Origin of the sequence: Streptomyces sp. NPDC087440 (genome assembly GCF_044744005.1) — a bacterium.
In the GTDB taxonomy this organism is placed as follows: domain Bacteria; phylum Actinomycetota; class Actinomycetes; order Streptomycetales; family Streptomycetaceae; genus Streptomyces.
On the sequence record NZ_JBIUXN010000001.1, the window covers coordinates 915,265 to 939,285 of the forward strand.

The window sequence follows — 24,021 nt, forward strand, 5'->3', positions numbered from 1 at the left end:
GCCATGACGACCGTCGGCCGGCGCACGGCACTCACCCCACGCCAGCTCACCCGCACCGGCGACCGCGTCTCCTTCATCTACCTGGAGAGATGCGTCGTCCACCGGGACGCCAACGCCATCACCGCAGAGGACGCCAACGGCACCACCCACATCCCCTCCGCCACCATCGGCACTTTCCTCCTCGGCCCCGGGACCCGCATCACTCACCAGGCGATGAGCGTCCTCGGCGAAACCGGTGCCGCCGTGATCTGGGTCGGCGAACACGGCGTTCGCTACTACGCGGCAGGCCGCGCCCTGACCCGCTCCTCGGCCCTGGCCGAAGCGCAGGCCGTCCAGTGGGCCAACGCCCGCTCCCGCGTCGCGGTCGCGCGCGCCATGTACAAGCTCCGCTTCCCCGGCGAAGACCCGGCCGGGCTGACCCGCCGCGAACTCCTCGGAAGAGAAGGCCAACGGGTCAAGGACTGCTACCGCGCCCAGTCCGCCCGTACCGGAGTCCCGTGGCGGGGCCGCAAATACACCCCCGGCGACTTCACCAGCGGCGACCCGGTCAACCAGGCCATCACCGCCGCCGCCCAGTGCATGTACGGCATCGCGCACGCCGTAGTGATGTCCCTGGGCTGCAGCCCCGCCCTCGGCTTCGTTCACTCCGGCCACGAACTCTCCTTCGTCCTGGACATCGCCGACCTCTACAAGACCGAGATCGGCATCCCCCTGGCCTTCGACATCGCCGCGGAAGACGAGGAAGACGTGGGCCCCCGCACACGGCGCGCCCTGCGCGACCGCATCAACGAGTGCTCCCTCCTTGACCGCTGCGTCGACGACATCAAATCCCTCCTCCTCCCCGAAGACACCACCCCACCCCGCTCACACCACACCAGGAACTTCGACGCCGACGCCGACACCCTCACCCTCCAGAGCGACGGAGGCTGGGAAGTAGCCGCAGGCAGCAACTACGGCGACGGGGCGGACATCTGGTGACCGTCATCGTCCTGACCAACTGCCCACAAGGCCTGCGCGGTTTCCTCACCCGTTGGATGCTGGAAATCTCCGCGGGCGTCTTCATCGGCAACCCCTCCACACGCGTCCGCGAAGCGCTGTGGCACGAAGTCCAGCAGTACGCGCACCAGGGCCGAGCCCTGCTCGCCCACACCACCAACAACGAACAGGGCTTCACCTTCCTCACCCACGACCACGCCTGGCACCCCACCGACCACGAGGGCCTGACCCTGATCCACCGCCCAAACGAGAAGGCCCCTCAGCCAGTGGTCGAACCGGGAGGGAAGCCCGGGTGGAGCAGGGCCTCGAAGCGTCGCCGCTTCGGAAAGTAGAGAAAGGGTAATTGTCCTTGATGTCGGAATCGATGAAAGTGGTTCAAAATCAGCCCGGGGCACCATAAAGCCCCAGCTCAGAAAGACTGCTCCCCGCGCACGCGGGGATACGGGCCCCAGGTGCCGCCGAGGACGAGTTCGCGACCGTCACCTGACTGGTGCCGATCCAGCAGAAGGCTGGAGGAAGCGCGCAGGAGATCCGGTGGACTGCGGTCTCGTGAACCACGACAGGTACCGCGTGCGGCCCGCGGCCGGAGCGCTCGGTGAGGTCGCGTGCGTCGGCGAGCGCTTGCGGCCCGTGTGCTTATCCTGCTCGGGCCCTCGGCTGGACCGCGTCCTGCCGAGCCCGCCGACCGGGCCGGTGTGCGTACCCCGACCTTCGACCGTGTCGTCACGGAGAACGTCTACTCCTGCACGGCGCGCCACCGCGATGCCCGCACCCCGGTGGCGCGCCGTGGGGCGGTTCGTGCCGTTGTGGGAAGGTGATGGCCGGCTGCTCGTGGCGGGCGTGCATGGGTGCGGCAAGTGGGGGTAGTCGCGCGCAGTGGGAGAGAATCGATTCTGAGGACGGCTTGTGGGGCAGGCGAACGCGGGCCGGATTGATCTGGCCGAGAGGGGGGTCCGGATGCCGGATGACCCGGAAGGTCCGGATGTTCCCGACGGCCCGGACGTCGATTCTCTCTGCTTCAGTGTCGGTGCCGCGTATGAGGGGGATCCCGCCGATATCGGCGAGGCCCGTGCACTGGCCCGCGCCTTTCTGCGTCGGGCCCAGGACGAGCATGGGATTCCGGTCTCCGCGCGGGCGCGGGAAGTGCTTCCGCTGGTGGTGAGCGAGCTGATCACCAACGCCTGCAAGTACGCCCCCGGCCCGCAGTTCCTCGAACTCTCCACCGACGGAGTCGGCCTCCAGGTCGCCCTCTGGGACAGCAGCCCCGCGCTCCCTCTCCCACGCGCCGCCGACGCCGACCGCATCGGGCAGCACGGCCTCGAAATCGTCATGGCCCTCTGTGAGGGGTACGAGGTCCACCAGCAGCCCCTCGGGAAGCGGACCCGTGTGCGGCTTGCCCTCGTCGATGCCCCCGCCCTGCACCTGGAGTCGGTGAAGCCGGTGGAACCGGAGGGTCCGAGCGTCAAGGAGCCGTGAAAACGGGGGAGCGGCGCGGCAAGAGGTCGTCAGGAGGACGAGAAGGGCGCGGTGAGCGTGCCGATGCTGGGCGGACCTGCATCGAAGGAGTACGTCCATGTCCGCCCGTTCCCGTTCCGGCCTCGCCGCCTCCGCCGCCTCCGTCGAAGGGCCGTCCCCCGCAGGTGTCGAGGAACCTCCCCCACGCGGCAAGCGTGCCAAGGCCGCCGGTGATCCCGAGGCCCGGCACCAGCTGACCACCCTCACCGGTCTCGCCGCACTCTCCCTCGACGCGATGGCCTCGGTCGCGTACGGGCCCGAGGCCATCGTTCTGGTGCTCGCGGCGGCCGGGGCCCATGGGCTCGGGTTCACGCTTCCCGTCACGCTCGGCATCGCCGCGCTGCTGGCGGTGCTGGTGGCTTCGTACCGGCAGGTGATCGCCGCGTTCCCGGACGGCGGCGGGAGTTACGCGGTGGCCAGGACGTACCTGGGAGTGCGGACGAGTCTGCTCGCCGCCGGTTCGCTGGTTCTGGACTACGTGCTGAACGTGGCGGTCGCGGTGACCGCGGGGGTCGCCGCGCTCACCTCCGCGTTCCCCGCGCTGTACGAGCAGCGGGTGGCGCTCTGCCTCGCCGTCCTCGTCCTCGTCACGGCCGTGAACCTGCGCGGAATCGTCGACTCCGCCAGGGCCTTCATCGTGCCGACGGCCGTCTTCGTCGCCGCCATTCTCACCATGGTCGTCGTGGGGCTGTTCCGGGACGCTCCGGCGTCCGTCGAGGCGGCCGCGGGACACGCCTCCGTGCTCGGCGACAACGCCACCACCGTCGGCGCGCTGCTGCTCCTGAAGGCCTTCGCGTCCGGCTGCTCCGCCCTCACCGGCGTCGAGGCCATCGCCAACGCCGTCCCCTCCTTCCGCGCCCCGGCCGCCCGCCGCGCCCAGCGGGCCGAGGTCGCCCTCGGGGCGCTGCTCGGCGTGATGCTGATCGGGCTGTCCGTCCTCATCTCCCGCTTCGGGCTCCAGCCGGTCGAGGGCGTCACCGTCCTCGCCCAGCTCGCGGACGCCTCCCTCGGCCACAACTGGGCCTTCTACCTGGTGCAGTTCGCGACGATGATCCTGCTCGCGCTCTCCGCCAACACCTCCTTCGGCGGCCTTCCCGTACTCCTGGGCATCCTGGCCCGCGACAACCACCTCCCGCACGTCTTCGGCCTCAAGGCCGATCGTCAGGTCCACCGGCACGGCGTCCTCACCCTGGCCGCCGTCTCCGCCGCCCTCCTCGTCTTCTCCGGCGGCGACACCAACACCCTCGTGCCGCTCTTCGCGATCGGGGTGTTCATCGGCTTCACCGTCGCCCAGGTCGGCATGGTCCTGCACTGGCGTACGGTGCGGGGGCCGCGCTGGGCGGGCAAGGCGGTCCTCAACGGTCTCGGAGCGTTGCTCACCGGGGTGAGCGCGGTCGTCGTCACCGCGACGAAGTTCCACGACGGCGCCTGGCTGATCGTCGTCGCGCTGCCGCTGCTGATGGTGCTCTTCGACCAGGTGCACCGGGCGTACGGGCGCATCGGAGCGCGGCTTGAGGTCGGACGCATTCCCCAAGCTCCTTGCCGGGCGCGGTCGTTGGTGCTCGTACCGGTTTCGTCGCTGTCCCGGCTGACCGGTGAGGCGCTGAGCGCCGCCGTGTCCCTCGGCGACGAGGTCCAGGCCGTCACCGTCAGCCACACCGGCCCCGAGGACCGCGCCCAGAGCGAGGCGCTGGAGCGGGACTGGGCGCTGTGGAACCCCGGCGTCCCGCTGGTCAGGATCACCTCCGAGCGCCGTACGATCGGCCGCCCCGTCGCCTCGTACGCGAACAAGGTCGCACGGGAGGAACCGGGCACCCGCATCACCGTCCTCATCCCGGAGGTCGAGCCCGCCCACCTCTGGCAGCGGCTCCTGCAGAACCAGCGCGGCGCGGTCGTCGCCCACGCCGTCCGCCGGGACACCGACGCGGTCATCTGCCGCCTGCGCTTCCGGCTGCGCTGATGAGTCGGGTGCTGGTGGTGGAGGACGATCCGCAGCTCGTCCGCGCCCTCGTGATCAACCTCCAGGCACGGCAGTACGGGGTCGACGCGGCCCCCGACGGCACCAGCGCGCTCCGGCTCGCCGCCGAGCACCGGCCGGACGCCGTCCTGCTGGACCTCGGGCTGCCCGACATGGACGGGCTGGACGTCCTCAAGGGGCTGCGCACCTGGACCGGGGCGCCCGTGCTGGTGATCTCCGCGCGCCGTGGCTCGCCGGAGAAGATAGCGGCGTTAGAGGCCGGTGCCGACGACTACCTCACCAAGCCGTTCAGCATGGACGAGCTCATCGCCAGGCTGCGGGCGGCCCTGCGGCGGACCGGTCCTACGTCCGGGACGTTTGGTTGTCGCCAGGAGCCGGCGGTCGTGGAAACCGGGGAGTTCACCGTCGACCTCCTGGCGAAGCGGGTGCGCAGGGCGGGCCGGGACGTACGGCTCACTCCCACCGAGTGGCAGCTGCTGGAGATCCTGATCTGCAATCCCGGTCGGCTCGTCTCCCAGCGCCGTCTCCTCGGCGACGTCTGGGGCCCCGGTCACAGCAAGAACTCCAACTACCTCCGCGTCTACATGGCCCAGCTCCGGCGCAAGCTGGAACCCGACCCCGCGCACCCGCGCCACCTGATCACCGAGCCCGGCATGGGGTACCGCTTCGAGGCGTGAGGCGTGAGGCGAGCGGGGGGCTCCGGACTCCGGTGTCGCTGTCTCGCTCCGTCAAGCCCCCGTCAGGGACCGATGCGCCCACGTCAGGGCGCCGTCAACGGCCGCCGCTCCGGCCTCCGTACCGGCGCAGACTCGATCGCCAGGGGGAGCGGACGGAGCGTCCGCCGCGCAGGGGGGAGGGCGTGTGTCCATCACTGCCGAGCAGAAGCAGGAGCGGGAGCAACAGCGGGTGTGGGCAGAGGCCCAGGCCCAGGCACCGGGAGCGGTTCGCCAGGGGGAGGCGGGCGCACCTCACGCAGCAGGCGTACGTCCCGTGGGCCCGCCCGGTCCGAAGTCGCCCGGCGGGCCACGACCCGGCGGCCCGCTCCCCGTACGGCACCTCGCAGCGAACCTGCGCAGCCGCTGGGCGAGCCTTCCGGCCCGCCTGCGCCTCCTGCGTACCGCCGGCCTCGCCCTCGCCGGGGCCCTGCTGGTCCTCCTCGCCACCGCGGGCCTCGCCCTCTCCGACGCGCTCGACGCGATCGAGACCCGCCACGTTCCCCGCACGACCAGCGCCGCCGGGCTGAACCTCGCCCTGGGCGACATGGACGCGCAGGCCGCCAACACCCTCCTCGCCAGCGGCGACGCGGGGACCGGCCGACTGGAGACCTCGTACAAGAAGGCCACCGAGCTGTACGTCACCGCGCGCCGCACCGTCAGCCGCGAACTGCGCACACTCGCCGTCGCCGCCGACGGAGACCCGCGCGCCGAACGCGTCGTCGAAGACCTCACCGAGAACTTCGCCCGCTACCAGGAGCTGATCGGCCGCGCCCTGGAGAACGACGGCCGCACCGGCGGCAAACCGGCCGCCCGCGACGACTACCGCACCGCCCTCCAGCTCCTCAAGAGCAAACTCCTCCCCGAATCAAGGGAGTTGACCGACACCAACAACGCGGTCTACGCGGCCGAGGTCGACGCCGCCCGCGACCGGATCACGGCGGAGTGCGCCGTCGCGCTCCTCCTGGGCCTGGCGCTCCTGGCCCTCCTCGGCGTCCTCCAGTGGTACGTCGCGCGCCGCTTCCGGCGGATCCTCAACCCGCCGCTGCTCGCCGCCACCGCCTGCACCCTGCTCGCGCTGGGCCTCGGCGGGCAGGTCCTGCTCTCCTCGTCCGAGCACCTGCGGATCGCCCGCTCCGACGCCTTCGACTCCGTCGTCGCGCTCTCCCGGGCACGCGCGAGCGCCTACGACCTCAACGCCGACGAGAGCCGGTACTTGTTGTTCGCCGACGACAGGGACGCGTACCAGGAGTCCTACTTCGCCACCTCGCAGCAGCTGTACGAGATCCGGGGCACGACCTTCGACACGTACAACAGGGACCTCGACCGCACCTGGTCCGCCTATCGCGCCGACCACACCGACCTGCGCTTCGGCGGCGAGTTCCGGCGCGAACTGGACAACATCACCTTCCCCGGCGAACGGAAGGCCGCCGAAGCCACGGTGCGGGCGTACGCCGTCTACCAGCGCGACGACCGCACCCTGCGCGCCCTGGTCGCCCGGGGCCAGGAGCGGGCGGCCGTCGCCTTCGGCATCGGCTGGCAACCGGGCCAGTCCAACGCCCACTTCGGCGCCTGGATGACCGCTCTCGGCCGGACCGTCGACATCAACCACCTGCACTACGAACAGGCCACCGCCGAGGGCCGCTCCCTCCTCACCGGCCCCCTCCCGCTCGCGGGCGGCGCGCTCGTGGTGGCGGCGGGTCTGGTCGTACGGGGACTGCGCCCGCGTCTGCGGGAGTTCAGCAATCCGTGACCGGTGGGGGTGTGTGGGGGCCTACTCCCCGAAGGTGACGTCGAGGCGGTAGCGGCCCGAGAGGGGGTGCCGGGCGGTTCCGGCCGTCACCTCCAGGCGGAGGGAGGCGCTCCGTACGCCCCGCTGGTTCTGCCGGGGGGCCGGGACCATCCGGAACGCGCAGCCTTCCGCGCTGGTCAGGCAGGCGCTGCCGAGAGTGACGCCGGTCGCCGCCACGCCGGGGAGCGCGGCGAGCCAGCGCTGGGCGACGTCCGCGCGGGTGCCGCACTCCGCGTAGCTGCCGCAGGGGGCCGTGTGCGTGATGCGGGCCCGGTCGTCGGAGACCCGGGTCTCGGACTCCCGGAGGAAGCCGTCGGGGGAACCGGCGCTCGCGGCGGTGCGCAGGTTGCCCTGGTAGGCGGAGCTCAGGGCGTCGGAGTTCAGGACCAGGTAACCGGTCACCGAGGCGGCCACCACCGCCAGGACGGCCACCGCGCCGAGTACCTTCCGGCGGGTGGACCAGCGGGGGCGGGCGGCCGGGGAGGCCGGAGGGGGCGGGGTCATGGCGGTGACGGTGCGGGGCTGGGGCGTGTGACGCGGGGCCTGCTGGGGCGCTGAGGACGCCCCGTTCTGCGGGACCGGCGACGGGGCGGGCTGCGGCACCGGCGACGGGGCGTGCTGCGGGACACCCAGCGGCGCCTGCGCCTGTGCCTGCATCTGCGGCCGCACCTGTGCCTGCACCTGTGGCTGCGCCTGCACCTGCGCCTGTACGGTGACCGGCTGCGCCAGCCGCGCCCGCAGCCCGTCCAGCGTCAGCCGTTGTGCCGGATCCTTGTGCAGCAGCCCCGCCAGCGCCGGAGCCAGCGGCCCGGCCCGCCCGGCGGGTGCGGGCTCCTCCGTCGCCACCGCGACCAGTACCGCGCTCGGAGTCGTGCCCGCGAACGGCGCGCGGCCCTCCACGGCCGCGTAGAGCGTCGCCCCCAGCGACCACAGGTCGGACTCCGCCGTCGCGGGCAGGCCCAGGACCTGCTCGGGGGCCATGAACGCGGGCGTCCCCATGATCATGCCGGTGGCCGTGAGGGTGGCGTCCCCCTCCACCGCCGCGATCCCGAAGTCGGTCAGCACCGCCCGTCCCTCTTCGAGGAGGATGTTCGCGGGCTTGATGTCCCGGTGCGTGATCCCCCTGCGGTGCGCGGCGTCGAGCGCGGCGGCCACCTGCTGCCCGATCTCCGCGACTTCTTCGGGCGGCAGCGGGCCGCGCGCCTCGACGAGGTCGGCCAGCGACCCGCCGGTCACCAACTCCATGACGATCCAGGGCAGTCCGTCCGCCCCGGCCACCCGGTCGTGCACGGTGATGATCCCCGGGTGCTTCAGCCCCGCCGCCGCGCGGGCCTCGCGGTCCAGGCGCGCGATCCAGTTCGCCCGCTCGGCCTCCCCGAGGTGCCCGGGCAGCCGCAGCTCCTTGACGGCCACGTCCCGGGCCAGCTGCGTGTCATGGGCCCGCCAGACGGCTCCCATGCCGCCCTGGCCCAGGAGGTGGGTCAACTGGTAGCGGCCAGCGAGGAGTTGCGTTTCGTCAGCGGTCACGGACGCATCCTAGGCGGGCCCGCATCCCCTCGCGGAGGTACGGGCGGCCGGGAAGCGTCTTGCCGAAACGGCAAGCATGTTTGCCCCCGGCGCAGTACGGGTGCACCTTCGAGGCAAGCCAGGAAGACAAAGAGAAGCGAGGTGGTCGTCATGGCCAGAAGTGGTGCGAACGCAGCGAACGGCATCGCCGCCGCCTACGACGTCGTGGTCGTCGGAGGCGGCGCGGGCGGCCTGTCCGCCGCGCTGGTCCTCGGCCGCGTCCGGCGCTCGGTGCTCGTCGTCGACGCGGGCGAACCGCGCAACGCGCCCGCCGCGCACATGCAGGGCTACCCGTCGCGCGACGGCATGCCGCCCGGCGAGTTCCTGGCCGTGGTGCGCGAGGAGGTCGCCGGGTACGGGGGAGTGGTGCTGCGGGACACGGTGACGGAGGTCGTGCCGGACGGCGCGGGCGAGTTCGACGTGGTCCTGGCGTCCGGCGGCCGCGTGCACGCCCGCCGGGTCGTCGTCGCCACCGGGCTGGTGGACGTGCTGCCGGACCTGCCCGGGGTGGCCGGGCGCTGGGGCCGCGACGTACTGCACTGCCCCTACTGCCACGGCTGGGAGGTGCGGGACCAGCGGATCGGGGTGATGTTCCGCGAGGACGTGGGCGTACACCAGGCGTTGCTGTTCAGCCAGTTGTCGAGCGAGGTGACGCTGTTCCTGGACGGTGGCGAACTCACCGACGAGCAGGGGGAGTTGCTCGCCGCTGCCGGTGTCCGCGCGGTGGCGGGGAAGCTGGCCGGGCTGGTGGTCGAGGGCGACCGGCTCACCGGCGTGCGGCTGGTGGGCGGCGAGGTGCGGGAGGCGTCGGCGTTCGTCGTGCCGCCGCGGATGGTGCCCCGGGACGGTGTGCTGACCGCCTTGGGCGTACGTACGCAGGAGACGCCCGCCGGGACGTTCCCCGAGGTCGACCCGACCGGTCTGACCAGCGTCCCCGGCGTCTGGGCGGTCGGCAACGCCACCGGAGCCGCGGAGCAGGTGGTCAACGCGGCCAGTGCGGGCTACCGGGCCGGGGTCGCGGTCAACGCGGCTCTGCTGCACGCCGACCTGACGGCACGCCGACTCCTTCAGCCCGTCTGACGCCGCCCCTACCGCCGCTCGTCCAGGGCCTCGACGAGTACCGTCACATGGCTGTGCTCCGGGTCCTGCACGGCGGTGACCAGGGTGACCGTCCCCGAAGCGGCGGTCTCGCGAAGCCGGTCGAGCGCCTGCGCCGCAGCCGGTTCGCAGAGTTCCGCCCGGTAGCGGGACCGAAATTGCGCGAAGTCGCACCGCCCCGCGTGATAGGCGGTGCGCAGCTCCTTGGAGGGCGTCAGGTCCTTCGGCCACTCGTCCACCGCCGCGCGCTCCTTGGACAGCCCGCGCGGCCACAGCCGGTCGACGAGGACGCGTACGCCGTCGTCCGGCTCCGGCGGGTCGTAGACGCGGCGCACACGGCGGTCGGGACGCGCTGGCATCGTCCGGCACCTCCTGGGTCGGGGCCCTCCACCCTAGGCAGCGCCGGTACCCACGCACCCGTACGACATCAGGAACGTGCCCCGTAGTGGGCGCTCACCGAGGCGGCGCGGTCGTGCAGGGCCGTGCGCAGCCACTGCGGGGACAGAGCCTCGGCGTGCGGGGCGAGCTGCCACAGGGCCCACTCCGCGTGGCGGGCGTCCTGGAAGGCCACCTCCAGGCGCAGCCGCCCGTCCGCCTCGGGCTCCTCGGTGAGCACGGCGAGGGCGGTGGCCACCAGCGGCTCCCGGTGCTCCGGAACCACCCGCACCTGCGCGGTGACCCGGTCGCCGCCGTTGCGGAACCGGTGGCTGCGCTCCTGCCAGGCCCGCTCCAGGTCGACCCGCTCCGGGCGCTCGGCGGGCTCGGCGAGCACCTCGGCGGCCCGGACCCGGGAGAGCCGGTAGGTGCGGTCGGCCCCGGCGCGGGTGGCGAGGAGGTAGGTCTGTTCGCGTACGGTGACCAGCCCGACCGGGTCCACGGTGCGCCACTCGGCGGCCTGGCCCACGGCCTCGTACCGGATGCGCAGCCGGTGCCCGGAGAGGACCGCGCGCCGGACCTCGGCGGCGATCGGGCCGGGCACGTCGTCGGCGTCCTGCCGCCGGGCGAGCAGGTCGGTCCCGGGGTCCACGAGCAGCCGCTCGGCCACCCCCGCCGCCGTGTCCCGCTGGCTCTCGGGCAGCGCGTCGACCACCTTGAGCATGGCCGAGGCGAGCGCCGAACCGAGCCCGAACGCCTGCGGGCCGCGCCGCGACCCGGCGACCAGGAGGGCGAGGGCCTCGTCGTGGTTCAGGCCGGTGAGTTCGGTGCGGAAGCCGGGCAGCAGCGCGAAACCGCCGTGCCGCCCGCGCTCGGCGTGCACCGGGACGCCCGCCGCGGACAGCGCCTCGATGTCGCGCAGCACGGTCCGGGTGGACACCTCCAGCTCCCGGGCGAGCGCGGTCGCCGACAACCGCCCGCGCTGGCGCAGCAGCAGGACCAGGGAGACGAGTCGATCGGCACGCATGCCCGAACCCTAAGGCCCGGGGTGAGGGCGCTGGACGCCTCTGATCGGCCCCCGGCCCGGCAGCGGACGGGGACGGGCGTCCGACGATCCGTCAGGAATGGCGGTGGTACGCCTTGTTGGCGATGTGCCATGCGTCGCCGGTGCGGACGAGCAGGAAGACGTCCGTGAACGTGTCCGGGCCGTGGGTGAGCGTCATCGTGGCGGTCGCGACCGTGCCGTGCACCTCGACCGAGTCGATGCGGCGCGAGCGGCTCGCCTCGTCCGGGGCCGGGTGGCCGGGGAAGAGTTCGCAGTACGCGTCCAGGGGCCACGACACGAGCGCGCCGTCGCGGATGCCCTCCACATGGGCCGACGGCAGGAACGCCGCACGGAAATGGGCCGGTTCGCCAGTGGCGTGGCCGCGCAGGTAGGCGCGCAGGGGGCGGAGTACGGGTTCGGGCGCGGCCGGGACCGTGGCGGCGACCGCGATGTCGGCGTCGGGTGCGGCGGGGGCGGCGGCCAGGGCTGCGGCGGCGGGCAGGGGGACACCGGACGCGTCGGCGAGCAGGGCCAGGTCCTTGGCGAGCGCGGCGATGGTGAAGTCGGCGGGGGCGTCCTCACCGGAGTTGGACCCGGACCCGGACCCGGACCCGGAGCCTGCCCCGGCCCCTGCCCCGGACCCGGCCGTCGCGGTGGGCCGGTCCGCGAGGAGCGGGCGCTTGCGGGCCACCAGCCCTCCCAGATGGCCGAGTTCGAGTACGTCCAAGGCCTGGGCGCGGGACAGGCCCAGCCCGTCGGCCTGACGCAGCGCGTCGCGCAGGGCGAGGACCGCACCGGCGAGGCTGCTGTTGGCGATCAGCTTCAGTGCGGCCGCGCCGGGGACGTCGGCGCACTCCCGTACCGTACCCAGGGTCTCAAGTACGGGTCGTACACGCTCAAGTGACGGAGTATCACCCGCCGCAAGGATCTTCAGCCCGCCTGCCACGACGGCCGGGACCGAGCCGAGTACGGGGGCGTGGACGTAACGGGGGTGCGAGGCGGCCAGTTCCGCCGCCTCGGCAGGGGAGACGGTGCTGGTGTTGAGGACGACCGCGTCGGTACGGAGGGCACCCGCGACGGTGGCGAGCACCTCGCGGCAGGCGGCGCCGTCGAACAGGGCGAGGACGACGAGGTCTGCCTTCGCCACGGCTTCGTTCGGGTCGTCGGTGGTGGGGAAGGGGGCGGAGGCGCGGCCCGACCGGGTCCAGCCGGTCACGTCCCCGTCGCGGGACAGCCGTTCGGCCATCGCGGAGCCCATCCTTCCCAGCCCGAGGACGGCGATGGTGCGCGGTGCGGCGGTGTTCGTCATGGGTGTCAGCGTTCCGCAGGGTAGGAACTGCGACAAGCGCAGATTCCGCAGACCTGCCCTGCGGAAGACGCATGGCTCCGCCGCATACTGGGGCCATGGACCTGACCGTGTGGCGGACCTTCGTGACCGTGTGCCGACTCGGCTCGCTGTCGGCGGCGGCCGCCGAACTGCACCACACCCAGTCCGCCGTGTCCCGGCAGATCGCCGGACTGGAAAGGGAGTTGGGCGTCCCGCTGGTGGAGCGCCATGCGCGAGGGGTGCGCCCCACACCGGCCGGTGCGGCCTTCCGCACCCACGCCCAGGTCACGCTCAACGAGGCCGACCGGGCGGTGCGGGCCGCACGCGAGGCCCAACAGGGCGCCCTGGCCCGTCCGTTGACGGTCGGCGCCACCCCCTCGCTCGCGGCGGGCATCGTCCCCGAGGCGATCCGGCGGCTCCTGACGGAGACCGGGCCGCTGCGCTGGAGCCTGCTGCCCGGCCTGAGCGCCGAGCTGCATGAGCGGGTGACCGCCGGGGACCTGGACCTGGTCGTCGTCACGGACGCGCCGCCGGGGCTGCCGGACGACCCCCGAGTCGTACGCCGCTTCCTCGGCCTGGACCGGATGGCCGTCGTCCTCCCGCTCGGCCACCGGCTGGCCGGTGGCGGACCGGTGCGCATCGCCGACCTGGCCGAGGAGACCTGGGCCGAGGACAACGACGGCTCGGCGGCCCTCCTGCGCCGCCACGCGGCCCGCGCCGGTGCCGACATCCGCATCGACCTCGCCGCCGCCGACCTGCTCGGCAAACTCGCGCTGGTCGCGACGGGGCACGCCGTCGCCCTGGTCCCGGGTGTGCTGAGGGGAGCACTGCGGCCCGACGTGGTGGCGACGGAGCTGGTCGACCCGCCGACCCGGGGCGTCTACGCCCTCACCCCGACCCGCGACCCACACCCCTCGACGGACGCGCTCCTCACCCAACTGGGCACCGCTTTTGCCCCGTTCGGGGAGTGAGGGGCGGTGCTGGTACGGTCGTTCGCATGTCTGCTTCCTGCGCGGCCTGTGCTGCCTGCTCCGCTGTGACGAAGACGCTCCGCTAGCGGCGGAGCGTCCCACCCGTGTGAGCGTGTGAACGCGCCGTCGCTCCGAGATCGCATCGGAGCGGCACTTCCGTGCTGCTCGTCAGAACTCCTTCTGATTCCGAGCAACGGAGCATTTCGTGATTCCAGGAATCCTTCCTCCGCGCCGGGGCACGTCGTCCCCGGCGCGTGCGTGGCTGGTGCTGTGCTGCATGGCCATGCTGCAGTTCTTCATCGCGGTCGACGTGACCGTGGTCAATGTCGCCCTCCCCTCGATCGGCGCCGAGTTCGGCGTGGATGGTCACGCGCTGACCTGGGTCGTGGTCGGATACACGATCACCGGCGGCGGGCTGCTCATGCTCGGCGGGCGGCTGGGCGACGTCTTCGGCAGGCGGCGGGTCCTGCTGTGCGGCACCGCGCTCTTCGGGGCCGCTTCCCTGCTGGCCGGGCTCGCGCCCTCGTTCGGGGTGCTGGTGCTCGCCCGGCTGTTGCAGGGCGTCGGGGAGGCGGTCGCGCTTCCGGCGGCGATGGCGGTCATCGTGCTGCTGTTCCCCGAAGGGCCGCGCAGGACACGGGCGTTGAGCGTGTGGGCGGCGATCGCGAGCTGCGGGCTCGTGCTCGGCTTCGTGGTCTCCGGGTTCCTGACGGAGCTGCTCGGATGGCGGTGGATCTTCCTGGTGGCGGTGCCGTTCCTGCTGGTGGTGCTGGTGGCGGTGCCCCTCCTCGTACCGGCCGAAGAGCCCTGCGCCACCGGTGTGTTGGATCTTCCCGGGGCGCTCCTCCTGGTGGCGGGGCCGCTGTTGTTCACCTACGGGGTCGTCAGTGCCGGTGAGGGTGACGGTCCTGTGCCGTGGCTGTCGCCGGTGACGTTTGCCGGGGCGGTGGCGGCCGGGGTGCTGTTCGTGCGGGTCGAGCGGCGCTCGCCCGATCCGCTCGTGCCGCTGCGGTTGTTCCGCAACCGGCCGCGGGTGCGGGCCAATGCCGCCACCGCGCTGGTGAGCGCGGCGCTGTCCACCTCCTTCCTGCTGTTCACGTACTACCTCCAGAACCGGTTGGGCGCGGGCCCGCTCCGGGCCGGGCTGACGATGCTCCCGCTGGCGGTGTCGCTCATCGCGGCGTCGGTGCTGGTGCCCCGACTGCTCGGGAGGTGGGGTGCGCGCGTCTGCGTGCTGGGCGGGATCGGGTTCACCGCGCTGGCCATGATCCTCGTCGCGCTGGTGTCCCGGTACGGGGCGAGCGGTGCGGCGATGATCCCTGCCATGGTGTGCGTCGCGGCGGGGATGGGGCTCGGGATCGTCGGGCTGCAGTACGTCGCGGTGAGCGGCGTGACGGAGGCCGACGCGGGGATCGCCTCCGGCGTGCAACGGGCCGCGGACCAGTTGGGCGGGGCCGCGGGGGTCACCCTCTACGTGGGGGTCGGCTTCGCACGCGCCCCGGAAGGGCCGGACGCCTTCCTGACCACGAGCGGGCTGGCGCTCGCGGGGCTGCTGGCGGCGGCTGTGGTGGCGTGGCGGATCGTACTGCCGGAGGAAGCACGGGGCTGAGCCGCGGGCCGGGCGCCCGGCGGGGCGCGTCGCCCCGCCGGGGGTCCGGCCGGGTTGCCGTCAGTCCGTGGTACGCCTGCCCAGGAGGTACGTCGCGGTGACGGCCACCCCGGGGTCGTCGTCCTGGGTGAGGGCGGTGAGGGCCTGGAGGGCGGTGGGGCCGGGGATGTCCGCGAGTGCCTGGGTGAGACGTCGGCGTGCGAGGGGGTCCTTGGCGCTGCGGGCCACGCGGTCGACCAGCCCGGCGGCGATGAGGTCGGCCAGGGGGCTCGGGGTGGCCGGGGTGTCGGTCGTGTCCGCCTCGCGGGCGGCCAGGGTGGTCGGTGTGGTCGAGGTGATCGCGGTGGTCGGTGCGGTCGTGGTGATCGAGGTGTCGGCCGGGTCTGCGGACCGGTGGGCCAGGGTGGTCAGGGTGTCGGCGGCGTCCACGTCGTTGCGGCCCTGCACGACCATGTCCAGGAGGACCGGTACCGCTTCCGGCACACCGCGGGTGCCGAGGGCCAGTGCGGCGATGCGGCGGACGGTGTGGTCGCGGTGGGTCAGGGCGTTCCGGAGCAACGCGGTCGCTTCGTCGTCCGGGATCGCGGCGAGGGTGCGTGCGGCGCGTCTGCGGATTTCGGCCGTGGAGGAGGCGAGGCCCTTCGCCAGCAGGGGGGAGGGGCTCTCGTTCGACCGGGCGAGGGCCCAGCGCAGTGCACCGGCGACGTTCGGCTCGCGCTCGTTCAGCGCGGCCTCCACCAGCGCGTCCAGCGGAGTGTCCTCGGCGCCCGGGGCCAGGACCGCGCTCTGGCGTCTGCCCGCGCTCTTGGAGCCCAGCGCCTGGAGGAGCGCGGTGGTCTGGAGCACGTCCTCCCAGGCCGCGGGCCCGGCCGCGTCGATCCGGCTCAGCCGGTCGAGCAGCTCCGTCTCGGCGGTGATCCGCTCCCGGGTCTGCCGGATCAGGTCGGCGACCAGCTCCGACGGGGTGAACCCGGGGTCGTCGAGCGCGCGCCCGACGTCCCGCAGCGACAGCCCCAGCGACCGGAGGCTCTCGATGTGGAAGACCCGACGGATGTCGTCCGCCGCATACTCCCGGTAGCCGGAGGCGGTGCGGTCCGAAGGGCGTACCAGGCCCAGCGACTCGTAGTGCCGCAGCATGCGCGCGCTGACCCCGGACCGCCGCGCCACCTCACCGATCAGCACCGCAACACCTCACCCTTCCTGGGCGTCCGGGCCGAGGGCCACGACGCGCTTCGCCTCCTCGATCGCGTAGACCGTGAACGCGGACTCGGCCTCCGGGTCACGCAGCAACCGCTCCGTGGCGAGCGCGTGCGCCCGCACACCCGGGTCGGCGTGCGTGCCCGCCGCCGCCAGCGACGGCACGATCACCTCGCCGAGGGCGATCATCGCCCGGCTGAGGCTCAGCTGCGTCGCCCGCGGACCGCGCCCGAGCTGTGTCGACAATACTGCGGCCAGTTCCGGCCGCTGCTCCTCCGGTACGAGAGCGACCGCCGCCCGCCAGGCACTCCGCGCGACCTCGTCGTCCGCGTCGGTGAGCAAACCCCGCGTGATCGCGGGCCAGGCCCTCCGGTCGCCGATCTTGGACAGGGTGTGCAGGGCCTGGCTGCGGGCCTGCGCCCGCTCCGAGCGCAGCTCGCCGACGAGGGCCGGGACCGTCAGGTCGGGCGCGTGCCGGGTCAGCGCCCAGGTCAGCATCTCCCGCACCTGGAAGTCGGGCTCGTCCGCGCACCGTACGACGAGCGTGTCGACGTAGTCGGGGGCGGGGGCCGTCCCCACCGCCATCGTCGCCCGCAGCCGCACCGCGGTGCGGTCGTCCGCAAGGGCGCGCAGCACCCGCGCGGTGTCCTGCTCCTGCTCCTGATCCTGCTGTGCCATGGTCATCGGGACCACCTCCTGCGCCACAGTGAAGACCTTGTCACCGTGTCAAGGTCAAGCGGTGGCACCCGGCCGCTTCGACCGACGGCCCCGCAGGAAGCGCACCCCCTTCACGGAACCGGCCACGCACGCGAGCACGAAGCCGCCGAGGCCGAGCACCCCGCTGCCCAGCAGGAGACCGACCGGGACCGCCAGGAAGCCGACGGCTTCGAGATGGTCCCACCGCGCCACGGCACGCGCCGTGGGGTCGGGCAGGTGCCGCATCCGGCGCAGGACGGCGACGACGGCGAGGAGCTGGAGGAGCGCCAGGGCCGCGAACAGCCAGCGGAGCGCGACAGGAAGGTCGACAGGTATGTCCACGCCGGGAAATCTACGCCCGGGGCCTGCGCGCAAGGTGGCCGCGAAGTGAACTCCTGCCCCATCCGCAGCGTACGGCCGCGCGCCCCGCCGACCGTCCATACTGGGCACGGGGGTGGGCGCACATGGCAGAACGGCCTTTGTCCCGGCAGGAGTTGGTCCGGCGCAGGCGGCGCAGCGGCTTCGTGGGGCGGCGTGCCGAGATGGACGCCTTCCGGGAGAACCTGGGCCGGGACCCGGCCGCCGACGACTTCCGCTTCCTCTTCCACGTGCGGGGCAACGCGGGCGTCGGCAAGACCTCGTTGCTGCGGCAGTGGGAGGAACTGGCCCAGTCCCGGGGCGGGGCCGCCACCGCGTACGTCGACGACACCGTGCACAGCCCCGTCGAGGCGATGGAGGCGGTGGCCGAACGGCTCGGGCGGCAGGGGGCCGGTTTCCGCCGGTTCAGCAGGCAACTGGAAACGTACCGGCAGCGGCTGCACGAGGCGCAGGGGGCGGCCAACCCGCCGGCGGGTCCCGAAGTGCCCGGCCCTGACGGCGAGTTGGCGCCGCCTTCGCCCTCCTCGACCGTCGCCGCGCAGGTCGGTCTCGTCGGGCTCGGCATGGTGCCCGGCCTCGGGGCGTTCGTCGGGGCCGTCGACCCGCAGCAGGTGGCCCAGGGCGCGGACCGGCTGCGGGCGGCGCTCGGGTCCCGGCTCCGGTCGCAGGACGACGTACGACTCGTACTCGATCCGGTACGGACCCTGACCCCCGTCTTCCTGGAGGAGCTGGCGGAGGCGGCGCGCAAGCGGCCGTGGGTGGTGCTGTTCTTCGACGTGTACGAGCGGACCGGGCCCGCGCTCGACGCGTGGCTCCGCGACATCGCGTTCGACGAGGTGCACGGGGAGCTGCCCGCGAATGTACAGCTCGTGCTGTCCGGGCAGGGGCGGCTGGACGCGCGCTGCTGGGGGGACTGGCTGGACCTGGTGGCGGAGGTGCCGCTGGAGGTGTTCACGGAGGAGGAGGCGAGGTCGCTCCTGGCGCTCCAGGGCATCGCGGACGAGCGGGTGGTGGAGGTCGTGCTGCGCCTGTCGGGCGGGCTGCCCGTGCTCGTCCACACGCTGGCGCAGGCGCGGCCAGGCTCGGCCGAGGCGGTGGACGACCCGTCGGGGACGGCCGTGGAACGCTTCCTGAAGTGGGAGAACGACCCCGCGCGCCGGGCGGCGGCCCTCGCCTGCGCGCTGCCGTTGCAGTTCGACGAGGACGTCTTCCGGGCGGTGGTGCCGGCGGAGGCCGCCGAGGAGTACGGGTGGGTGCGGCGGCTGGCGTTCGTCACGGACCGGGGCGGTCGCTGCCGGTACCACGAGGTCGTACGGACCCCGATGCTCCGGCACCAGCGCACCACCTCGCCCGCCCGCTGGCGGGAGGCGCACGAGGCGCTGGCGGAGCTGTTCCGGGCGGGGCGGGAGCGGCGCGAGGAGGTGCTGGCGGAGGAGGAGTACGGGGGCGACGCGCAGTGGCGCGACCAGCGGGCCGGGGAGACCTACCACCTGCTGTGCGCCGACCCGCGCCGCGCACTGCCCGACGCGCTGGTGGAGGTGGCGGAGGCGTGCGAGCAGGGGGAGGGGATGCTGCGGCGCTGGGTCCAACTCCTGGCGCGGGCCGGGGAGGACGGGGGAGAGGAGGAGCTCGCGGCATGGGGTCGGCGGCTGGCGGGGGGTGACCGTGCGGAGGTGCTGGACGAGCTGCTCGCGGGGCGGGGGCCGACACCGGGCGGACGGTTGCGCGTCCATTGTGTGCGCGGGCGGCTGCACGCCCGTGCCGAGCGGTACGAAGCGGCGCTGGCCGACTTCCGGGCGGCGGTCGCTCTCGACCCGGAGAGCGTGGACGGGTGGGAGGGGCTGGCGCGCACGCTGCTGGACGCCGGGCGGGCGGAGGAGTCGCTGGCGGCGTGGGACGAGGTGGTGCGGGTGGCGCCGGACCGGGCCGAGCACCACGCGTTCCGGGGGTGGATGAAGTTGCACGCGGGACTGCGGGACGAAGCGCTCGACGACTTCGACCGGGCGGTCGCGCTGGACCCCCGCCAGGACTGGGCGTTCGCCAACCGGGCCTACGTGATGCGCGAACTCGGGCGCGCGGAGGAGGGGTTGGCGGACGCGGACCGGGCGCTGGCCGTCGACCCCTCCTATCCGGCCGCTCAGATGGAACGCGCCCGCTGCCTGAAGGACCTGGACCGCTGGGACGAGGCCGAACAGGCGATGCGCCGGGCCGCCGAGCTGGAGGAGGAGCGGGCCGAGGACCGGCAGTGCCGGACCTACCTGGCGGCTCTGCTGCTCGACTACGGCCGGTACGCGGACGCTCTCGTGGAGATCGACCGGGCCCTTGCTCCGGAAGAGGGCGAACTCCGGGCGACAGGCTGGCCGTACAGCCTCCGCGCCTGGGCGCTGTACGGGCTCGGCGGCCGCGAGGCGGAGGCGCTGGCCGAGCTGGACCGGTCGTCGGAGATCGGCGACTGGGAGGTGCACACGTCCGCGATGCGCGGCTGGGTGGCCTGGCACGCGAGTGAACTGGAGCTGGCAGAAAGGGAGTTCACCCGTGTGCTGGCCGTGGAACCGAACCGTGCGTGGTGCCTGGGCGGACGCGCCGTCGTACGGGCCTACGCCGGACGCCACGAGGACGCCACCGCCGACCTGACCCAGGCCTTCGTCCGGCACCTGGGCCTGCCGGAGGCCGAGGCCGAGTCGGCGATCGCCCGCCCCGTGGTGGACCTGCTCCGCGAGCACCTCCCGGCCAACCGAGCCGCCGTGACCGCCGCGATCCGCCTCGTCGCGCTGTACACGGACCAGGTCCGCTGGCCCGGCCGTGCCGGACACGTCGCGTCGGTGCTGGCGCTCCGCCCCAGCCCGCGCCTGGTCATCGGCGGGGTGGGAGTGCTGCACCGGGCGGTGGCGGCGGTGGAGGCCGCGCAGGCACGCGGAGTGCCGGACGAGGAGGGGCAGGGAGCGGTCGGGCCTCGGCAGGGAGTCGCCTGGCGTCGCACGTGGACCCTGCGCGCGGTCGGCCCGCTGCTGCGGATCCTGGAGCGGCTGCCCGGTGGGCGGGGGTGATGAGGGCCGCCGCAAAATTCCGTACGACAGAAATACTTGTCGGCTTCGATGTGTGACAGTTATTCTTGTCGCATGGACGACATTACGCTCATCCCCACCCCCGACAAGGCCGACCCCGACTTCTGGCCGACCGTGACCACCCAGGTCGAGCCCGCCTGGGCCGAGCCCGCCCTCGACGACTCGCTCGCCATGGACGACAAGGTGCTCGACGCCGTACGGGAACTCGCCCGGGGCATCTCGACCCGCGCCGCCGCCTACCGGGCCGCGGGCAAGGAGCTCGACCCCGTGCTCATGGCCGCCCCCGACGTGCAGCTCGCGGTGCTGCGGTCGCTGTACGAGGCCAAGCAGTCCGTCGACCGGCTCGCCGAGAGCGCCGCCACCGCTGCCGGGCGCACGGGCGCGACGTACGTGCAACTCGGCGCTGCCTGGGGAGGGTTGAAGCGCCAGTCGGCCCGGCTGAAGTGGCCGCACGCGGTCGTGAAGCGGACCTCGGGGGAGTCGATTCCGCTCGCCTACGCGGGAGGCAGCGCCGTGATCCACCACGACCCCGACGCGGACGCCTGGTGGTACGCCGCCACGGCCGCCGACCAGCGTGAGGAGGAGTCGGCGGCCGCGTACGGCACCTCGGCGGAGGCCATCGCGCGGGCGACCGAGTTCCTGCTGACGCACGCGGGGCCGGGGCGGGTCGGCTAGCGGCGGGCGGTGTCGCCCCCGGCGGGGAAGGTGCGGGCGCAGTTCTCCTCCACCGTGTCCGCGAAGGAGCGGGCCAGTGGGGGCAGGGCCTCCCAGCGGCGTACCGCCCAGCCCGTCCACAGCGGGGGGAGTTCGGGGAGGGGGATCAGGTGGAGGCGGGGGTGGGCGGGGCCGTGCCAGGCGGGCAGGTCGGGGACCACGGCGTGGCCCAGGCCCAGTTCGGCCAGCAGGATCGCCGTGTCCCAGTCCGCGACGCTGGTGTCCGAGGTCGGCTCGACGCCGGAGGCCGCGAACCAGGAGTCCAGCCGGGAGCGTGACGTGGCGTTCTCGGGCAGGGCGATCAGGCGTACGTCCGCCACGTCGGCCGTGGAGATGCGGGACTTGCCGGCCAGGGGGTCGTCGGCGGCGACGGCCAGCACCCACGGAAGCTCGACGACGGGACGCTGCTCGATGCCCCGGACGGGCTCCCCCAGGGTGATCCAGGCCAGGTCGAGGCCGCCCGCGAGCAGTGCGTCGAAGCAGGCGCGGCTGGAGGTCGCGGTCCTGAACTCCAGCCTGACGGCGGGGAATTGGCGACGGAAGTCGACCACCGCCTCCGACATGAAGTGCCGGACCGTCGTCGCGCCGGTGGTGATCCGTATCGAGCCGCCCTCGCCGTGCACCTGTTCCTTCAGCAGGCGCAGGGCGTGGTCGATGTCGCCCAGGCCGCCCGCCGCCGCGCCGTTGAGGAGCTGGCCGGCGGGGGTGGGGACGACGCCGCGCGGCAGGCGTTCCAGGAGGGCGAGGCCGGTCTCCCGCTCCAGGCGTTTGACGTGCTGGCTCACCGCGGACTGGGTGCAGGACAGCTCGCGGGCGACCTCGCTGAGGCTGCCGGTGCGGCACACGGCGACGAAGACACGGAGGTCGTCGAGGGTCATGGGTGGTCAAGTTACAGCTTGGGGGCGGGCAAGAAAACCCTAGGATTGACTGGGAGTTGTGGGCGCGGGACGATCCTTTCCAGGGCCCGAGGCGGCAACCCGGCCGGTCCCGCGCACTGTTCTAGGCGGTGGGCGGGGCTTGCCGGGTGCCGACCGCCCGCAAGCGTGTCGACGTACGGAAAGGGGTTTGCCCGTGCCTCCTGTGACCCCCGTGCCTCCCCTGCCCCCTGAGTCGCCCCCCGAGCGCGCCGCCCGGCAGCTTCTCCGTGGTCTCGGCGCCGACTCCCTCGAACACCCCGGCGGCACCCTCCTCGCCCACCTCGACCGCGTACACCAGCGGCTCGCCGACTGGGGAGCCCGGCCCGTACTGCGACTCGCAGGCCTCTGCCACGCCTTCTACGGCACTGACGGCTTCGGCCCGAGCCTCCTGCCGCCCGACAGGCAGGACCAGCGCGACCGCCTGCGCGCCGCGATCGGCCCCGAGGCCGAGGCCCTCGTCCACCTCTACGCGAGCTGCGACCGCCGGGCCACCTACCCCGGGTTCGCCGGTCCCGACGCGCCCTTCACGGACCGCTTCACCGGGCGTGCCCGCGTCCCCGGCCTCCAGGACAAGCGGGACTTCGCCGAGCTGACCGCCGCCAACGAGCTGGACATCGCCTGCGTCGACGCCACCTTCAGGGCCCGTCACGGGGCCCAACTACTCGACCTCTTCGACCGGTTCGGCCCCCTGCTCAGCCCTGCCGCCCGCAGCGACTGCGTCATGGTCCTGGGTTCCGCGAGCACCCCAGGTCATCAATAATATTGGCAATTTGATTACCTAAACACGGGTAGCCTGACCTCCATGCCCCCCACCCCCCGCACCGTCCTCATCTCCGGCGCCAGCATCGCCGGTCCCGCCCTCGCCTTCTGGCTCCGCCGCCACGGCATGACCCCGACCGTCGTCGAGCGCGCCCCCGCGCTGCGCGGCGGCGGCCAGACCGTCGACCTGCGCGGCGCGGGGCGGACCGTCGTCCGGCGCATGGGGCTGGAGGACGCCGCCCGCAAGCGGCTCACCCACGAGGAGGGCCTGCGCTTCGTCGACTCCGCCGACCGCACCCGCGCCACCTTCGGCGCCGACTCCCTCGGCGGTGAGGGCTTCGTCATCGAGCTGGAGATCCTCCGCGGCGAACTGGCCGACCTCCTCCACCAGGAGACCCGCGCCGACACCGAGTACGTCTTCGACAACGAGATCACTGCTCTCCACCAGACGGAGACGGGCGACGGCGTGGACGTCTCCTTCCGGCAGGGCCCCGACCGGCACTTCGACCTCGTCGTCCTCGCCGACGGCTTCCGCTCCCGCACCCGCGACCTCGTCTTCGGCGACCGGGCCCGCATCAGCTCGTTCGGCCTGTGCACCGCCTACTTCACCATCCCGCGCGCCGCCTCCGACGGGCGCTGGGCCCGCTGGTACAACGCGCCCGGCCGCCGCGTGGTGCTCCTGCGCCCCGACAACCAGGGCACCACCCGCGCCTCCCTCTCCTTCCTCTCCCGCCCCGGCCCGGGCGCCGGACCCGACCACAGGACCCCCGCCCTGCGCCGCCTCCCGGCCGCCGCCCAGCAGGAGTTCCTGCGCCGCCACTACGCCGACGCCGGATGGGAGACCCCGCGCGTCCTCGACGGCATGGCAGCCTCCGAGGACTTCCACTTCGAGGCCGTCGGACAACTCCACCTGCCCCGCTGGTCGCACGGCCGGATCGGCGTCCTCGGCGACGCCGCCCACTGCGCCTCGCCGCTCAGCGGCATGGGCACCAGCCTGGCGCTGGTCGGCGCGTACGTCCTGGCGGGCGAACTCGCCCGGCACGCCGACCACCGCGTCGCGTTCCGCTCGTACGAGACGATCATGCGGCCGTACGTCGCCCAGGCCCAGCGCGTCCCGAAGGCCGCGCCCTTCGTCGCGCACCCGAAGACCCGGGCGGGCGTGGAGGTGTTCAGGACGCTCGCCGGGATCGCCGCGAGCCCGAGGGTCGGCGGCCTCGCCGGACGGTTCACGAACCCGCCCGCCGACGCCATCGACCTCCCGGACTACGGGGGAGACCTCCCGGACGGCGGGGGAGGGGAGGCGTGAGGCC

At 73.5% G+C, this 24,021-nt stretch carries 21 protein-coding genes; 13 read left to right on the forward strand and 8 right to left on the reverse strand.

What is annotated here, in order from left to right; genetic code table 11:
- Positions 1 to 3 precede the first annotated feature (3 nt).
- The 6 genes from cas1e to ACIO3O_RS04190 all read left to right on the forward strand — a co-directional run bounded on the left by cas1e (position 4) and on the right by ACIO3O_RS04190 (position 6,955).
- On the forward strand, positions 4 to 978 hold the full coding sequence (gene cas1e, locus ACIO3O_RS04165) for a type I-E CRISPR-associated endonuclease Cas1e (protein WP_401741608.1): 975 nt from the start codon (positions 4 to 6) through the stop codon (positions 976 to 978).
- Positions 975 to 1,328 carry a type I-E CRISPR-associated endoribonuclease Cas2e gene (gene cas2e, locus ACIO3O_RS04170; RefSeq protein WP_401741610.1) on the forward strand — a complete coding sequence of 118 codons (354 nt, stop codon included), beginning with the start codon at positions 975 to 977 and terminating at the stop codon, positions 1,326 to 1,328. Before cas1e ends, cas2e begins: the two co-directional genes overlap by 4 nt.
- 625 nt (positions 1,329 to 1,953) lie before the next feature.
- Positions 1,954 to 2,472, forward strand: a complete 519-nt coding sequence (locus ACIO3O_RS04175) for an ATP-binding protein (RefSeq protein WP_401741612.1) — start codon at positions 1,954 to 1,956, stop codon at positions 2,470 to 2,472.
- Between the two features lie 97 nt (positions 2,473 to 2,569).
- Complete coding sequence (locus ACIO3O_RS04180) at positions 2,570 to 4,471, forward strand: APC family permease (RefSeq protein WP_401741614.1); 1,902 nt, start codon at positions 2,570 to 2,572, stop codon at positions 4,469 to 4,471.
- Positions 4,471 to 5,166 carry a response regulator gene (locus ACIO3O_RS04185; RefSeq protein ID WP_401741615.1) on the forward strand — a complete coding sequence of 232 codons (696 nt, stop codon included), beginning with the start codon at positions 4,471 to 4,473 and terminating at the stop codon, positions 5,164 to 5,166. Before ACIO3O_RS04180 ends, ACIO3O_RS04185 begins: the two co-directional genes overlap by 1 nt.
- A 184-nt stretch (positions 5,167 to 5,350) precedes the next feature.
- Positions 5,351 to 6,955 (forward strand): hypothetical protein, encoded by a 1,605-nt coding sequence (locus tag ACIO3O_RS04190; protein WP_401741617.1) that lies wholly within the window; start codon positions 5,351 to 5,353, stop codon positions 6,953 to 6,955.
- Positions 6,956 to 6,976: 21 nt separating this feature from the next.
- Here ACIO3O_RS04190 and ACIO3O_RS04195 read toward each other — a convergent pair whose 3' ends face one another.
- Positions 6,977 to 8,521 (reverse strand): protein kinase, encoded by a 1,545-nt coding sequence (locus ACIO3O_RS04195; protein ID WP_401741619.1) that lies wholly within the window; start codon positions 8,519 to 8,521, stop codon positions 6,977 to 6,979.
- Between the two features lie 150 nt (positions 8,522 to 8,671).
- Between ACIO3O_RS04195 and ACIO3O_RS04200 the strand changes: the two genes are divergently transcribed.
- Positions 8,672 to 9,640: an NAD(P)/FAD-dependent oxidoreductase gene (locus ACIO3O_RS04200; protein ID WP_401741621.1), complete on the forward strand. Its 969-nt coding sequence runs from the start codon at positions 8,672 to 8,674 to the stop codon at positions 9,638 to 9,640.
- Positions 9,641 to 9,648: 8 nt separating this feature from the next.
- Here ACIO3O_RS04200 and ACIO3O_RS04205 read toward each other — a convergent pair whose 3' ends face one another.
- From ACIO3O_RS04205 to ACIO3O_RS04215, 3 genes are all read right to left on the reverse strand, one after another.
- The gene (locus ACIO3O_RS04205) at positions 9,649 to 10,017 is read right to left on the reverse strand and encodes a DUF488 domain-containing protein (protein WP_401741623.1); all 369 of its coding nucleotides are present in this window, start codon (positions 10,015 to 10,017) and stop codon (positions 9,649 to 9,651) included.
- Positions 10,018 to 10,085: 68 nt separating this feature from the next.
- Complete coding sequence (locus ACIO3O_RS04210; protein ID WP_401741625.1) at positions 10,086 to 11,060, reverse strand: helix-turn-helix transcriptional regulator; 975 nt, start codon at positions 11,058 to 11,060, stop codon at positions 10,086 to 10,088.
- A 91-nt stretch (positions 11,061 to 11,151) separates the two neighbouring features.
- Positions 11,152 to 12,387, reverse strand: coding sequence for a nuclear transport factor 2 family protein (locus ACIO3O_RS04215; RefSeq protein WP_401741627.1), 1,236 nt, complete (start codon positions 12,385 to 12,387; stop codon positions 11,152 to 11,154).
- Between the two features lie 95 nt (positions 12,388 to 12,482).
- Here ACIO3O_RS04215 and ACIO3O_RS04220 point away from each other — a divergent pair, with 95 nt between their 5' ends.
- Both ACIO3O_RS04220 and ACIO3O_RS04225 read left to right on the forward strand, forming a co-directional pair.
- A complete protein-coding gene (locus ACIO3O_RS04220; protein WP_401741629.1) occupies positions 12,483 to 13,376 on the forward strand; it encodes a LysR family transcriptional regulator in 894 nt (297 codons plus the stop codon).
- Positions 13,377 to 13,653: 277 nt separating this feature from the next.
- A complete protein-coding gene (locus ACIO3O_RS04225) occupies positions 13,654 to 14,985 on the forward strand; it encodes an MFS transporter (protein ID WP_401741632.1) in 1,332 nt (443 codons plus the stop codon).
- Positions 14,986 to 15,045: 60 nt separating this feature from the next.
- On the opposite strand, the gene ACIO3O_RS04230 is transcribed toward ACIO3O_RS04225, so the two are convergent.
- From ACIO3O_RS04230 to ACIO3O_RS04240, 3 genes are read right to left on the reverse strand one after another with little or no spacing between them, the layout of a single operon-like run.
- Entirely contained in the window at positions 15,046 to 16,167 is a 1,122-nt protein-coding gene (locus ACIO3O_RS04230; RefSeq protein ID WP_401741635.1) for a HEAT repeat domain-containing protein, read from the reverse strand.
- Between the two features lie 9 nt (positions 16,168 to 16,176).
- Positions 16,177 to 16,866 (reverse strand): HEAT repeat domain-containing protein, encoded by a 690-nt coding sequence (locus ACIO3O_RS04235; RefSeq protein WP_401741636.1) that lies wholly within the window; start codon positions 16,864 to 16,866, stop codon positions 16,177 to 16,179.
- A 48-nt stretch (positions 16,867 to 16,914) separates the two neighbouring features.
- Positions 16,915 to 17,220, reverse strand: coding sequence for a hypothetical protein (locus ACIO3O_RS04240; RefSeq protein WP_401741638.1), 306 nt, complete (start codon positions 17,218 to 17,220; stop codon positions 16,915 to 16,917).
- A 122-nt stretch (positions 17,221 to 17,342) separates the two neighbouring features.
- Between ACIO3O_RS04240 and ACIO3O_RS04245 the strand changes: the two genes are divergently transcribed.
- A complete protein-coding gene (locus ACIO3O_RS04245) occupies positions 17,343 to 20,303 on the forward strand; it encodes a tetratricopeptide repeat protein (protein WP_401741641.1) in 2,961 nt (986 codons plus the stop codon).
- Between the two features lie 72 nt (positions 20,304 to 20,375).
- The gene (locus tag ACIO3O_RS04250; RefSeq protein WP_401741644.1) at positions 20,376 to 20,996 is read left to right on the forward strand and encodes a hypothetical protein; all 621 of its coding nucleotides are present in this window, start codon (positions 20,376 to 20,378) and stop codon (positions 20,994 to 20,996) included.
- Here ACIO3O_RS04250 and ACIO3O_RS04255 read toward each other — a convergent pair.
- Positions 20,993 to 21,913, reverse strand: a complete 921-nt coding sequence (locus tag ACIO3O_RS04255; protein WP_401741645.1) for a LysR family transcriptional regulator — start codon at positions 21,911 to 21,913, stop codon at positions 20,993 to 20,995. The genes ACIO3O_RS04250 and ACIO3O_RS04255 overlap by 4 nt on opposite strands.
- Positions 21,914 to 22,115: 202 nt before the next feature.
- Between ACIO3O_RS04255 and ACIO3O_RS04260 the strand changes: the two genes are divergently transcribed.
- Complete coding sequence (locus ACIO3O_RS04260; RefSeq protein WP_401741893.1) at positions 22,116 to 22,712, forward strand: DUF6817 domain-containing protein; 597 nt, start codon at positions 22,116 to 22,118, stop codon at positions 22,710 to 22,712.
- A 42-nt stretch (positions 22,713 to 22,754) separates the two neighbouring features.
- Positions 22,755 to 24,017, forward strand: a complete 1,263-nt coding sequence (locus tag ACIO3O_RS04265) for an FAD-dependent monooxygenase (protein ID WP_401741648.1) — start codon at positions 22,755 to 22,757, stop codon at positions 24,015 to 24,017.
- The last annotated feature ends 4 nt before the right edge of the window (positions 24,018 to 24,021 follow it).